The 16,046-nt window shown below is 56.2% G+C and carries 11 protein-coding genes and 1 pseudogene; 4 read left to right on the forward strand and 8 right to left on the reverse strand.

Translation table 11 applies throughout. The features are described 5' to 3' along the window. The first annotated feature begins 82 nt into the window (after window positions 1-82). The 4 genes and pseudogenes from L1249_RS06920 (at window position 83) to L1249_RS06935 (ending at window position 5,194) form a co-directional block, all read left to right on the forward strand. Window positions 83-1,921 (forward strand): annotated as a pseudogene (locus tag L1249_RS06920) (SLC13 family permease). 117 nt (window positions 1,922-2,038) lie between these two features. Beyond that, entirely contained in the window at window positions 2,039-2,797 is a 759-nt protein-coding gene (locus L1249_RS06925; RefSeq protein WP_054645152.1) for a DeoR/GlpR family transcriptional regulator, read from the forward strand. Between the two features lie 145 nt (window positions 2,798-2,942). Then, entirely contained in the window at window positions 2,943-4,427 is a 1,485-nt protein-coding gene (glpK, locus tag L1249_RS06930) for a glycerol kinase GlpK (protein ID WP_137092872.1), read from the forward strand. Window positions 4,428-4,969: 542 nt separating this feature from the next. Continuing rightward, the gene (locus L1249_RS06935; RefSeq protein WP_044628033.1) at window positions 4,970-5,194 is read left to right on the forward strand and encodes a hypothetical protein; all 225 of its coding nucleotides are present in this window, start codon (window positions 4,970-4,972) and stop codon (window positions 5,192-5,194) included. 102 nt (window positions 5,195-5,296) lie between these two features. On the opposite strand, the gene L1249_RS06940 is transcribed toward L1249_RS06935, so the two are convergent. The 8 genes from L1249_RS06940 to L1249_RS06975 form a co-directional block, all read right to left on the reverse strand. Further along, entirely contained in the window at window positions 5,297-6,937 is a 1,641-nt protein-coding gene (locus L1249_RS06940) for a glycerol-3-phosphate dehydrogenase/oxidase (RefSeq protein WP_054645151.1), read from the reverse strand. A 125-nt stretch (window positions 6,938-7,062) separates the two neighbouring features. Continuing rightward, entirely contained in the window at window positions 7,063-8,802 is a 1,740-nt protein-coding gene (locus tag L1249_RS06945; RefSeq protein WP_058577768.1) for an ABC transporter substrate-binding protein, read from the reverse strand. Between the two features lie 82 nt (window positions 8,803-8,884). Continuing rightward, window positions 8,885-9,157 (reverse strand): DUF2160 domain-containing protein, encoded by a 273-nt coding sequence (locus L1249_RS06950; RefSeq protein ID WP_044628030.1) that lies wholly within the window; start codon window positions 9,155-9,157, stop codon window positions 8,885-8,887. Between the two features lie 11 nt (window positions 9,158-9,168). Next, entirely contained in the window at window positions 9,169-10,062 is an 894-nt protein-coding gene (locus L1249_RS06955) for a carbohydrate ABC transporter permease (RefSeq protein ID WP_044628029.1), read from the reverse strand. A gap of 1 nt (window position 10,063) precedes the next feature. Then, a complete protein-coding gene (locus L1249_RS06960; RefSeq protein WP_062359363.1) occupies window positions 10,064-10,951 on the reverse strand; it encodes a carbohydrate ABC transporter permease in 888 nt (295 codons plus the stop codon). After that, window positions 10,944-12,044, reverse strand: a complete 1,101-nt coding sequence (locus L1249_RS06965; RefSeq protein ID WP_054641312.1) for an ABC transporter ATP-binding protein — start codon at window positions 12,042-12,044, stop codon at window positions 10,944-10,946. The genes L1249_RS06960 and L1249_RS06965 overlap by 8 nt, the downstream gene beginning before the upstream one ends. Next, window positions 12,037-13,137: an ABC transporter ATP-binding protein gene (locus tag L1249_RS06970; protein WP_054641313.1), complete on the reverse strand. Its 1,101-nt coding sequence runs from the start codon at window positions 13,135-13,137 to the stop codon at window positions 12,037-12,039. Before L1249_RS06970 ends, L1249_RS06965 begins: the two co-directional genes overlap by 8 nt. A 369-nt stretch (window positions 13,138-13,506) precedes the next feature. Continuing rightward, a complete protein-coding gene (locus L1249_RS06975; protein ID WP_172416112.1) occupies window positions 13,507-15,993 on the reverse strand; it encodes an acyl-CoA dehydrogenase in 2,487 nt (828 codons plus the stop codon). Between the last annotated feature and the right edge of the window lie 53 nt (window positions 15,994-16,046).

Here is a 16,046-nt window from a genome sequence, read left to right on the forward strand (position 1 = left end):
GTCATCGCCTAATGTGATGCTGAACACTCCGCACTTTCCGTGTCAGGGAAGAGGAGCGACAACATAGGGAGATGGCACGCACATGACTCTGGAAAGCATAGGACTCTCTCCCAGCACGCTGGTATTCATCGTGCTGGGGCTCACGCTAGTCGCCTTTATTTGGGGCCGTTTCCGCTACGACTTGGTGGCCTTGGCTGCCTTGCTATGCTCGGTGATGCTGGGGCTGGTGCCTGCGGATGACGCCTTTGCGGGCTTTGGGCATCCAGCGGTGATCACCGTGGCGGCGGTGCTGGTGTTGAGCCGTGGGTTTGAACGCTCCGGCGTGGTCGATGTCATCGCCAATCAGGTGCTAAAGGTGGGCGAGCGCCTGCTGCTACAGCTTCTGGTCCTGGTGGGCACGGTGGTCGTGCTTTCCGGTGTGATGAATAACGTGGGGGCGCTGGCGCTACTGCTGCCGGTGGCGATGCGCCTTGCACGGGAACACAATACGTCTCCTTCACTGCTGCTAATGCCGCTGGCGTTTGGCTCGCTGCTGGGAGGGCTGACCACGCTGATTGGTACGCCGCCCAATATTATTATTTCTGCCTACCGGGGCAATATTACCGGCGAAAACTTCGGCATGTTTAGCTTCTCGCCAGTCGGTGTTGTGGTGGCTCTGGTGGGCTTGGCTTTTATTGTGCTGGTAGGCTGGCGCTTGACCCCCAAACGCAGTGGTCAGGCGGCGGCAGACGATATGTTCGATACCGCCAACTATCTAGTAGAGCTAAATGTTACTGAAGACTCCAAAGCTAATGGGCTCACCCTTCAACAATTGCGCGATGAGCTGGATGAGACCATCCCTGTCTTAGCGGTGGTGCGTGAAGATAATCGCCGGGCGGGCTACCAGTTTCACGGCGTGCTTCGTGAGGGTGACATCCTGCTGCTGGAAGCCGGCCCCGATGAGCTGAAGCTGCTGGAGGACAAAGTGGGTCTTAGCGCCATTGCCGAACCTGAAGAGCCAGAGGACGGGCAGGAGCAGCGCGAGGACGCGGAGAAGAGCGATGAACGTCAGCCGGTCGATACCGAAGGCCTACAGCTCATTGAAGCTGTTGTTCGCAATGATTCGATGATGATTAATCGCAGCGTGCGACAGCTGCGCCTTAACCATCAGTTTGGCTTGCACTTAGTGGCCGTGGCCCGTGATGGTGGCCGCCTGAAGCAGCGCCTGCGCGACATTCGTTTTCAAACCGGTGACGTGCTGCTATTGCAGGGTAGCGAAAACGAAATCGCCGATAGTTTATCGACGCTGGGTTGTTTGCCGCTGGCCAACCGCGAGCTACATTTAGGCCAGCCGCGTAAGCTGGCTATTTCGGTGGGTATTTTCGCGCTAGCGATTGTCGCGATGCTGTTTGATCTTTTGCCCGCGGCTGTTGCGATGAGCACGGCGGCGCTGGTGTCGCTGCTGATTGGCGTGCTGCCCTTGCGGGATGGCTACCAGGCCATTGATGGCCCGGTGATTGTGCTGCTTGCCGCCATGCTGCCGGTGGGTGAAGCGCTGGAGACCAGCGGCGGTGCTGATATCATTGCCGATGCGCTGCTGCGGTTTGGCGTAGAGTGACCGATTGTCGTTTCCTTGGTAGGGCTATTTCTGCTCTCTATGCTGCTCTCTAACGTAGTCAACAATGCCGCGGCGGCGCTGCTCATGGCACCCATTGCGGCGAGCCTCGCCAACGGCTTTGATGCCTCGCTGGACCCGTTTTTGATGGTGGTAGCCGTCAGCGCCTCCTGTGCGTTTTTAACCCCGATTGGACACCAATCGAATACCCTGGTGCTGGGCCCTGGGGGTTACCGGTTTGGAGATTACTGGAAACTGGGGCTGCCGCTTTCGCTTGTGGTGATGGCCGCAGCCATTCCGGCGATTTTATGGGTGTGGCCGCTCTGACATAGCCCTAGGGTAACGGCAGCACTTGGCCTGTTCGAATGTTCGCGCTATTAGATTCCGAAAATTTTGCTAATCTATAACGCACATAGACCAATAAATATCGAACAGGCCGGGCTTATGAATCAACAGTATCGCCAGGATGCCATCGTCGAACTGGTTCGCCAGCACGGCTATATGAGTATCGAACAGCTCACCGAACACTTCGCGGTCACGCCACAAACCATTCGTCGAGACTTGAACACTCTGGCCAACGAAGGTCGCGTGCGCCGCGTACATGGTGGTGTCGGGGTAGAGTCAAGTACGGTCAATACGGCTTACAGCACCCGCAAAACGTTGCACCTCGAAGAGAAAGAGCGCATTGCCCGCTGCTTGGCACAGCATATACCCCATCATGCCTCACTGTTCATCAATATCGGGACCAGCAATGAAATGATCGCCCAAGCGCTACTGGAGCACCAAGGTTTGGAGATCATTACCAACAACCTCAATGTGGCGGCGATTCTGCAACACAAAGAGGACTTCACGGTGATCATTGCGGGCGGTCAAGTGCGCTCCCGTGATGGCGGGATCATCGGCGAAGCCACCATCGACTTCATCAATCAGTTTAAAGTGGATTATGGAATCATCGGGATCAGTGGCATCGACGAGGATGGCTCGCTTCTGGAGTTTGACTACCAAGAGGTACGCGTTGCCCAGGCGATCATTGCCAATTCGCGAAGGGTGTATTTAGCCGCAGACTACTCGAAATTCCACCGAAACCCAGTGGTGCGCCAAGGTAACATTTCCCAACTGGATGCGCTGTTTACCGATCGTAAGCCCCCCGAGGCGATTCAACGGCTGCTCACCCAACACGATGTGGCGCTGCACATTGCTTAGCGCCTGTCACGACAGTGCTCAGGCTTTGGCTAAGGTGGCAGAGTTTCATACTTGAGCATTCCAGGCGCCTAGAGTAGCCTCTGATGATAATAAAACGAAAGAAAACAGACAAAATCGAAAGAACCTACAACAAAGTGAATGCGCTATGTCCTCCTTTATTCTCGCCATCGATCAAGGCACGACCAGCTCCCGCGCGATTCTGTTTGACCGCCAAGGCCAAATAGCGGCAGTTGCCCAGCAAGAGTTTCCTCAACACTTTCCGCAAGATGGGTGGATCGAACACGACCCGGAAGATATCTGGGAATCGGTGATCGCGACCTGCCGGGAAGTGCTCAGCAAAGCCCAGATAACCCCCGAACAAGTGGATGGGGTCGGCATTACCAACCAGCGTGAGACCACGGTGGTGTGGGATCGCGCCACAGGCAAGCCGCTATACAACGCCATCGTTTGGCAAGATCGTCGCACCTCCGAGCGCTGTCAGGTGCTACGCGACGAGGGGCATACTGAGTTAGTACAGTCGAAAACTGGACTATTGATCGACCCTTACTTTTCCGCCACCAAACTGGCCTGGATTCTCGATTGCGTCGAGGGCGCCCGCGAGCGTGCTGCCCGGGGCGAGCTGGCGTTCGGCACCGTCGATAGCTTTTTGATGTGGCGTTTGACCGATGGTAAACGTCACGTGACCGATGCCACCAATGCCTCGCGCACGGCGCTGTTCAACATTCATGACCAAACTTGGGACGAGGAGCTGCTGGCGCTATTTGATGTGCCCGCCAATATGCTCCCCGAGGTGAACGATTCCAGCGATGATTTTGGCACGGTCGAGGCCCACTGGCTGGGCGCGCCGCTGCCGATTGCAGGCGTCGCGGGTGATCAACAGGCGGCGCTGGTTGGGCAGGCGTGCTTTAAACCCGGTATGGGTAAAAGCACTTACGGTACCGGCTGTTTTATGATCGTGAATACCGGGGAAACGGCCTCGGTATCGCGTAATCGCCTGCTGACCACCATTGGCTACCGCATTAACGGCAAGCCCACCTATGCGATGGAGGGCAGCATCTTTGTGGCGGGAGCAACGGTGCAGTGGCTACGAGATGGTTTGAACCTGTTTGCCGATGCCTCGGAAACCGAAGCGCTGGCCCAGAAAACCCGCAGCGGCCACAGCGTTTATTTGGTGCCAGCCTTTACCGGGCTAGGCGCGCCCCACTGGGACCCCAAAGCCCGTGGCGCGATTTTTGGCTTAACCCGCGATACCGGCATTGCCGAAATCGTTGCGGCGGGGCTACAGGCTGTGTGTTACCAAACTCGCGATCTGCAGCACTGCATGAACGATGATATGGAGGCTGCACCGGGCAACCTGCGTGTGGATGGCGGTATGGTGAAGAACAGCTGGGTCATGCAGTTTTTGGCCGATATGCTCAATGTCCAAGTTGACCGTCCGACCATTTTGGAAACGACGGCCCTTGGGGCGGCTTACTTGGCAGGGTTACGTCTTGGCTGGTACGACACGCTAGAGGAGATCGAGCAGCTCTGGCGTTGCGAGCGCAGCTTTACGCCGACCATGGAAGAGGAGACCCGTGAAAAGCTCTACCAGGGCTGGTTGGATGCGGTATCCCGTGTGCGCTCTACGTAAACAACGCCGCCGCGAAGCGCCATAGAAGCGCCATAGAAGCGCCATAAAAGATGCCGCTGTCGCACAGCGGCGTTTTTTTATGGCGTTTTTTATCTTTTAAAGACGTGTTAGTTCTTCTCCATTGATTTTTCCCTACCCTTTTAAAACAGTCGTTTAACTCTCTTCTTGAAAGTCTACGTCATCGATAGCGCTTCTATGGGTGTTATGTAGTCAAACTACAACCCAGCCTGCTGCCAATGATGCATTGTGAGCATGGCAGCCGTGAACCATAGTGAAGTCATGGATCAGGGCGGTGTTTTGTTATCCCGATACGTCGCACTTATCCTTGCTACATACCGAGGCGCTGCCGTATTACCAGGGCGCTTAAGGCGAAGGTCTTGTAACGCTTGTGACCGTTTCGCAGTTACCGAACTGGGCACTTACCCGGCCCAGCATGAGTAGCAATGTCACCATTCGTCGTTAATTAAGATGGCTGCTCGATTATTCATACGAAGTATCAAACAATAACGAGCAGCGGCTGACCATACCATGAGGGACTAACCATGAACTGCATCGAATTGAGCCAACAAGCCGACCGTATCGCTAGCTCTTTCAGCAAGCAAGATTTAGCCAAGCTAGTATTGGCGTTGAAGAGCAATCGTGAGTCGCTCCAACATGCCGTCGAAGTTATCGACACCATTGATAGTCGTTCAGGCTGTACGCTGGAAGAAGCATGGGATGAGGTATTAGCGGGCGATTCTCAACTGCTCGTCGAACACGAAGAGTGATGCCTTAACACACTTGCTCACGATATTAATACCCCCTGCTATTGAGTTAGCAGGGGGATTTTTATGTGAGCAAGAGTGACGGTTTAAAATGCTCGCTTCTGTTTAAGAGAGCGTTTCAACCGACGGCCGAGACGTATCACGATTCTCTTTGAAGTAGGTGGTAAATCGTTCTTCTGCTTCTTCGCCAAAGAGGACCCGACAGGCCTCTTTTAGGCCTGGTGACTGGCGCAGCTGCTCATGGTGAACGACCAGCGACACCTTGGCGCGGCGGCGTAAGAAGTCTTCCAACTGCGTGATCATCTCATGGTCACGTGCGTGCTCGAGTTCACAGCGGATGTACTCGGTGCCTTCGATCAAAATATCGGCTTCAGAAGGGTCTTGGCGAATTTTCTCAAGCATGGGAATCGCTTGTTCTGCATAACGTCGCCATAGTCTTGAGGAGAGCGGCTCTGAAGAGGTAGCCGCCGTCATGGCATCTAGGTTCATGCGCTTGGCTTGATCCATAAACTGCTGCTTCACCGGCTCGGGCGGCTCGCCATACCAGTGAAAGTTAGGATCGCTGAGCGCCACGCCAAGCGCTTTTACCTCCTCGGCAATTTCATCGCCCACGTTGAGGCAATCAGTGAGCTTGCCGCCAAAGATACTGATATGGGCACTCTCTGGATTGGTATCGATGACATGCTTGCGCGATAGCTGCAGGAAGTCGCGGTCGCTGCCCTGGTCGGCCTTGATGGCGAGAGGGCGTACCCCGCAGCGCGTCGATATGATGTCGGCTTGGGTGAGTGGTTTGTCGAGCGTCAGGCGCTTGTTGATGTTCTCCAAAACGAACGCGATATCGTCGGCGGTGACGTCGACCTCGGGGTGCTCCATATGAGTGTCGGTGGTGCCGATACAGGTGCGGTTGCCCATCGGAATGACGAAGAAGAGCCGCCCATCATCGGCAAAGAACGCCAGCACCCGCTTGGTGTCGGTTAACTGCGGCACAATCAAGTGAATGCCTTTCGAGTAGAGGTGCTGGTGGGACGTTTTTTGCCCCGTCAGGGCATTGTGTTGGTCGACCCAGGGGCCAGCGGCGTTGATCAACACTTTGGAACGAATATTGAAGATACTGCCATCCATTACGTTGCGGGCTTTGGTCACCCAGGTATCGCCTTCGCGTTCGGCCCCCAACGATTCGACGTAGTTGGCCGCCACGGCACCGTAGTTAAGGGCATGGCGTACGAAGTTGAACACGAAGCGAGCGTCGTTATCATGCAGGTAAGCATCTGAGTACTCGAACCCGCCAACGGCACCGTTGATATCAATAATCGGTTCTTCTTGCTTGATCTTTTTAGGCGAGAGCAAGCGCGGTAACTTGGTGAAGCCGTTGCCCATCAGCCAATAAAGCCAGGTGCCCGCCCACAAATAGCGCGGAGAGTGGCGGAAACCTTTGGTAATCGTGGTAAGGAAACGAATTTCTTGAACGGTAGACGGGTAGCTTTTGATTAAGTGGTTGCGGCTTTTGCAGAGCTTACGTACCAGCGCAAAGTCTTTGCTTTCCATGTATTTGATGCCGCCCCAAACCAGGTTCGAGGAGTGCATGCTGGTACTGCCGGCAAAGTCGCCACGGTCGATTAGGGCTACTTTAGCACCTTTGCCCGCAAGAGCAGCGGCGGTTGCTGCACCATTGATGCCGCCACCGATAATCAGTGCGTCAAAGTCATCAGTGTGCAATTTCTCGACATTACGGTTACGCAGTTTCATAGCGGTTCCAATTAATTAAGAAAAAGCCCCGTGTCGGTTGCGGTCTCAACGAGTGGAGAGGGCAACAATGCCCGCCGCTGATGACACCACGGAAAAGGGGCGGGCTGGCGCCCGCCCTATAGGTCTTAGCGGGTGCCGGCCGCCATCCATGCTTCCATCATTTCATCGTAAGGAACGGTGGTGCCTTGCGGCATTTCATCGTCAAGCTTCGGCTTCGGTGAACCTTCCTGATCAAGCCAGTACTGCGGGTCGCGCTCTTCGTTCAGCACTGGGGCATAGCTGTCGAAGACGTTGGCGCGGGCCAAGCGGTTCATGGTGTTGTCCATATCGGCCGCGAGCTTGTCGAGGCCTTCTTGGGGCGTGACTTCACCACTCATCACCGGTGCCAGGTTCTGCCACCACAGCGGTGCCATGCGTGGGTAGTCCGGTACGTTGGTGCCGGTAGGGGTCCAGTTAGACTCGTTGGGGCTGCGGTAGAACTCCACCAGGCCGCCCAGTCGGGGTGCCATTTCGGTCATCTGCTCGGAGAAGATATCCGACTCGCGAATTGGCGTTAGGCCCGCCATCAGTTTTTCCAGCGAGGTGGTTTTCGCCACGGTGAACTGGGCAAACAGCCAAGCGGCCGTGCGGCGATCTTCAGGCGTAGAATCGAAGAAGGTCCAGGCACCTACGTCCTGATAACCCACCTTCATGCCCTCTTCCCAGTAGGGGCCAGTGGGAGAGGGTGCCATGCGCCACAGCGGGTTACCTTCGTCGTCGGTGACGGCAACAGACGGGTCGGTCATGTCAGCGGTAAAGGCGGTGTACCAGAAGATTTGCTGAGCGATATGGCCCTGGGCGGGCACGGGGCCAGCTTCACCAAAGGTCATTCCCTGGGCTTCAGGCGGTGCGAAATCACGCAGCCAATCCACGGCTTTCTGCATGGCGAAGACGGAAGCAGGTGAGTTGGTCGCGCCACCGCGGCTTACGCTTGCGCCGACCGGCTGGCTCTCTTCGTTGACACGAATACCCCAGTCATCCACCGGGTTACCGGACGGTACGCCGGGGCTGCCCATACCTGCCATGGAGAGCCAGGAGTCGTGGAAGCGCCAACCCAAAGAGGGGTCGCGGCGGCCGTAGTCCATGTGACCGTAGACCTTAGTACCGTCGATCTCACCGACATGCTCGGTAAAGAATTCGGCGATATCTTCATAAGCGGTCCAGTTGGTGGGCACGCCTAAATCGTAGCCGTAAATGTCACGGAACTGCTCTTGCAAGTCTTCACGCTGGAACCAGTCATAGCGGAACCAGTACAGGTTGGCGAACTGCTGGGTGGGCAGTTGATAGAGACTGCCATCGGGGCCGGTGCCATACTGCAAACCGATGAAGTCGTCCAGGTCCAGCGTCGGCAGGGTATAGTCTGCCCACTCGTTCTCCATGGCTTGGGTTAGGTTGATGGTGGTGCCGTAGCGAATATGCGTGCCGATGGAGTCGGTGTCGTTGACGAAGCCGTCGTAGATGCTGTTGCCCGACTGCATCTGGTTCTGCATGGTGTCGACCACGTCACCTTCGCCGATGATGTTATGGGTCAGGTTGATGCCGGTCAGCTCGCTAAACGCGGGAGCGAGCACTTCGCTTTCATACACGTGCGTGGTCAGGCCTTCGGCTACGGTCTGTATATCCATACCGCGGAAGGGTTCGGCAGCCTTGGCGAACCACAGTAGCTCTTCGATCTGCTCTTCACGGCTGAGCGTCGAGTCTTGGAAGTGCTCGTCCACCAAACGCTCGGCGATTGCCCGTGCGTCGTGGTCGTCTGCCATTAGGCTCCCCGAGGCGAGCATTAGGCTAGCGGCGAGGGTAGTGAGTTTGAACTTATTATTACGCATGTTGACCTCGTTTTGTTGTGCTCTTCCTTGATGACGTGAGCGTCCTTGATACCGCCGTACATCCGCTGAGAAAGCCGTCGGCCTAGCCCCAGCGCATCAACACCAGCAGCCATACCGCTGATAGTGCCAGCGCTATCCAAATGGATAGCGTTGTGAAGCCAATCACCCCCAGGTGAATAAACGCGGCGGAGAGCAGGCCGATGAACAGCCGGTCGCCGCGGGTGGTGCTAATGGGTAGAAACCCCTTGCGTTCGACGGTGGGGGATAAGATCTCCCACAGCGTCATCCCTGCTAGCATCGCTGCAATGGATGAAAAGAAAATGGCAGTCGGTGTTGTCCATACCATCCAAGACATAACGGTGCTCCTTAGGTGCGGCCCAGGGCAAAGCCCTTGGCGATATGGTTGCGAACGAAGTACACCACCAAAATGCCCGGCACGATGGTGAGTACACCAGCGGCGGCAAGCGTGCCCCAGTCAATGCCCGATGCGGTGGAGGTCCGCGTCATGATCATGCCGATCGGTTGAGCGTCGGTGGCGGTCAGCGTGCGTGCCAGCAGCAGCTCTACCCACGAGAACATAAACAGAAAGAACAGCGTGACGCCGATACCGGAGCGGATCATGGGAATGAAAATCTTGATGAAGAAGCGCGGAAAGCTGTAGCCGTCGATATACGCTGTCTCATCAATCTCCTTTGGCACGCTGCTCATGAAGCCTTCCAGAATCCAGATGGCCAGCGGAATATTAAACAGGCAGTGGGCTAGGGCCACGGCAATATGGGTATCAAAAAGGCCCACTGAGTAGTAGAGCTGGAAGTAGGGCAGCAGAAACACTGCAGGCGGTGCCATTAGGTTGGTGAGCAGCCAGAAGAACAGGTGCTTATCGCCAATAAAGCGGTAGCGGCTGAAGGCATAGGCGGCAGGCAGCGCCACGCAAATCGTGATTAGCATGTTGAGCGCTACATACAGCATTGAATTCACATAGCCCATGTACCAGCTGGAGTTAGTGAAAATGCCGATGTAGTTATCAAACGTCAGGTTTTTGGGCCATAGCGTCATGGAGCCCAAAATCTCGCTGTTGGTCTGCAGCGACATATTAATCAGCCAATAAATTGGCAGGATCATCAGGAACAGGTACAGCCCCAGCAGAAACCGTGAACGGAACCGGCTGCGCGCGTTACGTTTGCGCCGCTGTGCCGGGGTGGTCCGGCTAAAAATGGTGTTGTATTTCTCGCCCTGCTGGGCGTTATCTAAGCGGTACATATCATGCTCCCCCGTGCGGGTTCTTATCTTTTTGCATGTGCATGATGGTGGTGTAGAACACCCAGCTCACGAGCAAAATAACCAGGAAGTAGATGATCGAGAACGCGGCAGAGGGCCCCAGATCCTGCTGGCCGATAGCCATAGTCGCGAGTGACTGGCTCAGGAAGGTGGTGGAGCTACCCGGGCCGCCGCCAGTTAGTACGAAGGGCTCGGCGTAGATCATGAATGAGTGCATAAAGCGCAGCAGCACCGCAATGACCAGAACGTTGGTGAGTTTGGGCAGTTGGATGTAGCGGAAGATCGCCCACTTGGAGGCACGATCGATACGTGCTGCTTGGTAGTAAGCCTCGGGGATCGAACGCAGGCCGCTGTAGCAGAGCATGGCCACCAGCGGAGTCCAGTGCCAAACGTCCATCAAGATAATGGTTGCCCAGGCATCGCCCGAATTACGGGTAATGTTGTAGTTGATCCCTAGCTCCCGCAGACCGTAACCCATGAGGCCAATATCGCCACGGGTGAAGATTTGCCAAATACTGCCCACCACGTTCCATGGGATCAGAAGCGGCAGGGTAATCAAGATCAGTACGGCAGAGGCCTGCCAGCCGCGCTTAGGCATAATCAGGGCAATGCCAATGCCGAGCGGCACCTGGATGGCCAAAATGGTCAGAGAAAAAAGAATCTGACGCACGAAGGCGTCGCGAAGCGCCGAGTCGTTCAAGATGCTATGAAACCACTCGGTACCGGTGAAGAAGCGCGCATTAGGGCCCAGCACGTCCTGAACCGAGTAGTTGACCACGGTCATCAAGGGGATGATGGCTGAAAAAGCCACCAGTACCAGCATGGGAAGTACCAGTAGCCACGCGCGGTTGTTGAGTACTTTGTTATTCATGGCCGATCTCCACTAGGTATTCATCGACATAGAGCGCGATGTGCTGATCGGAAAACACTGCATGGGCAGCGTCACCTACCGGCGCGTGACCCTCAGGCAGGCGCGCCTTAAATAGCTGGTCGTTAAGCGTAAAGCTCAGCAGCGAGTAGGTGCCTAAGTCCTGCAGGTTGACCACTTCAATCGGTACGCTGTTTTCCTTAGGTGTCTGGCTGACCGTAATGAACTCCGGGCGAATGCCAAGCTTGATATTGCTGGAGCCTGCGGCGGCCACGCTGCGGCTAACGGCCTCATTCACCGGTAGCGGCAGCTCGCCAAACATTACTTTGCCCGCTTGGTGAGACACGCTCATAAAGTTCATGCCCGGGCTGCCAATAAAGTAACCCACGAAGGTATGCGCCGGTTTTTCAAAAAGCTCCCGTGGCGTGCCGAACTGCACCACCTGACCGTCGTACATCACCGCAATTTTGTCAGCGAAAGTAGACGCCTCAAGCTGGTCATGGGTGACGTAGATCATGGTGATATTGAAGCGCTCATGGATCTCTTTGAGCTTACGGCGCAGCTTCCACTTGAGCTGCGGGTCAATCACCGTCAGGGGTTCGTCAAACAGGATCGCGGAGACATCATCGCGCACTAGCCCGCGGCCCATAGAGACCTTCTGCTTCTCATCGGCGGTGAGGTTTTTGGCTTTCCGAGAGAGTAGTGGCGTGAGGTCGAGGATATCGGCAATTTCCCGAACTTTAGGATCGACCTTGTACTCGGGAGTGTTCATGTTGCGTAACGGAAAAGCCAGGTTATCGTACACCGTCATGGTGTCGTAGATCACCGGGAACTGAAACACCTGGGCAATGTTGCGCTCCTCCGGTGGCAGCTCGTTCACACGATGCCCGTCGAACAGCACGTCGCCTTCTGAAGGCTCCAGCAGACCGGAAATGATGTTCAACAGCGTTGATTTACCGCAGCCCGACGGGCCGAGCAGGGCGTAAGCGCCGCCCTGGTGCCACACGTGATCCATCTGACGAATCGCGTAATCGCTATGGCTGCTAGGGCTTTTGCTGTAGCTGTGCGCCAAGCCTTTTAAAGTAATCTCAGCCATGAGCAACGCTCCCTTGAGCAGAAGAGGGGATGTGCACGGTGCTGCCTTGCTTATCGAAGGCGTACAGCTGATGCGAAGGGAAGTAGACGTTAATCGCGTCGTTCACGTGGAATTCGTGAATGCCTGCCAAGTGCAGCACTAGCGGGAAGCGTTCATGACGCACGTGCAAAAACGTTTCTGAACCGCTGATTTCTGCAACATCAACCAGTACCGGCAGTTCTAGATCATCGGCGGACTGAGGTTTAAGGCTGATGTGTGAGGCGCGTACGCCAAAGTCGTAATCGCCCGGGGTGAGCCGCTGAAGGCCGGGGTCGCAGGGGAAGTGCAGCGACTGGTCGAAAGTGATTTCCGTTGCGGTCAGCTTTCCGGGCACGATATTAATCGGCGGTTCGGAGAACATCTCGGCGCTATGACGACCGTTGGGCTCACGGTATACCTGTTCGGTGGGGCCGTACTGGAGCAGCCGTCCTTCATGCAGCACGGCCGTATTGCCGCCGAGTGCCAGCGCCTCGTTGGGTTCGGTGGTGGCGTAAACGGCAATGCAGTTACGGGCTTTGAACAGCTCACGCAGCTCATCGCGCAGCTCTTCGCGCAGTTTGTAGTCCAGGTTGACCAGTGGCTCGTCGAACAAAATCAGATCGGCATCTTTGACGAGTGCCCGTCCCATGGCCGTGCGCTGCTGCTGTCCGCCGGAGAGTTCTTGCGGGTAGCGGTCAAGGAGATGCTCGATATGCAGCATCTCGGCAATGCTGCCGACACGCCGATCAATTTCCTGTTGAGGCGTTTTGGCTAGTTTCAGCGGTGAAGCAATATTGTCGCGTACCGTCAGGCTGGGGTAATTGATGAACTGTTGGTAGACCATCGACACGTTGCGTTTGCGAACCGAAACGCCGGTGACATCTTTGCCGTCCATGAAGATACGCCCGCGGGTGGGCTGCTCTAAGCCTGCCATTAGACGCATGAGCGTGGTTTTGCCCGCCAACGTGCGTCCCAGCAACACGTTAAAGGAACCTGGTTCCAGTTCGAGGTTAACCCCACTGATATGGGTCTGACCCCCGACGACGTGGTCGATATTTTGCAAATGTAAGGACATGCCGATCTCGCTAGCGTCGTTGTTATTGATAGGTGGTATCGATAATTGTGTAGTGCGCTGATCGCGAGGGAGGGTGGTTGGCCGTACTTATTTGCCGATTATTGTGTGGCAACCAACCCATGCGATATTTTCATTAACGAAAGGCTAGTTGATCATTTGCGAACTTGCAACGCTTTTGATGGCCGTTTGTATTCGCTTTTAGGCGTAGAAGAACTCAAAAATAGAGTTTTCAGGGTGAGTAAGAAGCTCGGTTTGCTCAGTCTCCACTACGCCCTATGGCTATAATGTTCGTTTGATTCGTTTTAGAACATGCGGGTGGCATAAAAAACCGGCCCTTGGTGGGCCGGTTGGTCGAGGGCTAAAAGCCATTTACTTAACGCTGGTCTCTGCCTGCGGCGATGCTTTGGCAGGTGCTGCGTTATGGTCGATCAGTGTCGACTTGTCGTTGGCAAAGGCGTCGTAAGCGAAGTCATCGACGGTCAGCATTTCCAGTACTTCGGCTTCGAACGTGCGCATGAAGGCAGCGTCCTCTTCGTTGATCAAGCCTTTCTCCAACGCGGCTTCCACACGTGCTTCGGGGTGCAGCGCGGTTTGTGGCAGTTCCCCTTTGGCGTAGGCTTTGTTGACCGTGCGGTAGATCGCCTCGGCGCGGTCGTAATCACCCAGCAGAGCGTTGTAGCGTGCCAGCGGATTGCTCACCGCACCGTCGTCTTTGTCCCAGGTGTTCGAAAGCAGCTTGCTGCGCAGCGCGCTATGCGTCGATACCCGCTGGGCAATATCCCGCGCCAGGTCGTCATGGGGTTTGTTCCAACGGCGTCCCGTCGGCATGACGACTACTTTTAGCGTCTTGCCAAGCGCACGGTTGGGGAGATTGTCGAAAATCTCCACGAAGGCCTGTTCGGCGCGATTCAGCAGGAAGCGAAGACTGTAATGCAGGAGGGCTTCTTCACCTTCGACCTGATTACCGGTATGCCACTGCTTGAGCACCATGGAAGCCAGGTAGAGGTTGGAAAGCACGTCGCCCAAACGCGCCGAGAGCATTTCGCGTTTTTTCAGCGCAGAGCCTAGGCTGGCCATGGCGGCATCTGCACACAGGCCAAAGCCGGCTGAGAGGCGTGCGATATCCTGGGCGTAGCCAGCAGCGGGGCCGCTAAACGGTACGCTCGGCTTGCCCATGCCTAGCCCAAGGGTGAAAGCGCGCGCCGCGTTGCCGAAAATCAGGCCCGCATGACCAAAGAACGCCTTATCGAAGGCTTTCACATCGTTGGCATCTTTGGCAGCCAGCTCTTCCAGCACATAAGGGTGGCAGCGAATAGCGCCCTGACCAAAGATCATCAGGTTGCGGGTCATAATGTTCGCGCCTTCTACGGTAATGGCTACCGGGTTCGCGCTATAGCCGATACCCAAGTAGTTGCGCGGGCCAAGCGTCACTGCTTTACCGCCGTGCACGTCCATTGCATCGCTAAGCAGCACGCGCTGAAATTCGGTCAGCTGGCTTTTCAGGATGGCAGAGGGTACCGCTGGCTTTTCGCCATGGTCGATCAGGTTAGCGGTTTGGTACACCGTGGCTGCCGAAATGTAGGCCAATGACGCCATACGTGCCAGGGGCTCTTGCACGCCTTCCATCTCTGCGACCGGTACGTTGAACTGACGACGCACGCGGGTAAAGCCGCCGCTCCAGCCCAGCGCGTAACGCGCGGTGCCGGTGGCACCAGAAGGCAGCGTGATGCAGCGGCCAATCGACAGGCACTCCACCAGCATACGCCAGCCTTGGCCAATCATATCCGGGCCACCGATAATGGTGTCCAGCGGTACGAACACATCTTTACCCTTAATCGGGCCGTTCATAAACGGGCTGCCAATCGGGTGGTGGCGACGGCCAATGTCCATACCCTGAGTATCGCGGGGGATCAGCGCCAGGGTAATGCCGCGGTCTTCTTCTTCGCCCAGCAGGTTTTCCGGGTCGAAGAGGCGGAATGCCAGGCCAACCACGGTGGCAATGGGCGCCAGGGTGATCCAGCGCTTCTCAAAGTTCAGGCGCACGCCCACGACTTCTTCGCCATTAATGACTTGCTTACACACCACGCCGGTATCTGGAAGGGAAGTCGCATCTGAACCTGCGCGGGGGCCGGTGAGGCCGAAGCAGGGGATTTCACGACCATCGGCTAGGCGCGGCAGGTAGTGGTCTTTCTGCTCTTGGGTACCGTACTTCAGCAGCAGTTCGCCAGGGCCGAGAGAGTTGGGCACGCCTACAGTCACCATCAGGGTTTCGTTGGCGGAGAGCTTCTGCAGCACCATGGATTGCGCCTTGGCAGAGAAGCCCAAACCGCCGTACTCCTTCGGAATAATCATGCCGAAGAAGCCTTCTTTTTTCAGGTAGTCCCATAGCTCTTGGGGCAGGTCGGCACGCTCACGGGCAATATCCCAAGCGTTGCACATGCCGGCGGCTTTGGCGCACTGGTTGTCTAGAAACGCCTGCTCTTCGTCACTCAAGCCGTCGTCTTTGAAGTCGAGCAGCGATTGCCATTGGGGTTTACCCGAGAAGAGTTCACCGTCCCAAGAGACGCTGCCCGCTTCCAAGGCGGTACGCTCGGTCGCCGATACTTTCGGGGCGACCTTTTTGAAAGTGGCAAAGATGCGCGGTGTCAACCATTGACGACGCAGCACAGGCAAGCCTGCAACGGCCACTGCCGCAGCGCCAATCAACAGCAGTGTGCCCACGACCGGGGCGCCGAGTACCAGGCCGACTAAGCCCAATACGCCTAATAGAGCAAGCGCAGGGGTGGCCCCTGCCTCGCGACGCATCACCACGAGCAAGCCGGCAGCGGCGAGCACGATGAGGAGTAAGGTGAGCATGGGTGTTCTCCGTGGGGTGGTTATCAATGAACGTATTTAAACGTATGTTTGAA

The sequence above is a fragment of the Halomonas sp. Cn5-12 genome, from assembly GCF_021532545.1.
In the GTDB taxonomy this organism is placed as follows: domain Bacteria; phylum Pseudomonadota; class Gammaproteobacteria; order Pseudomonadales; family Halomonadaceae; genus Vreelandella; species Vreelandella aquamarina.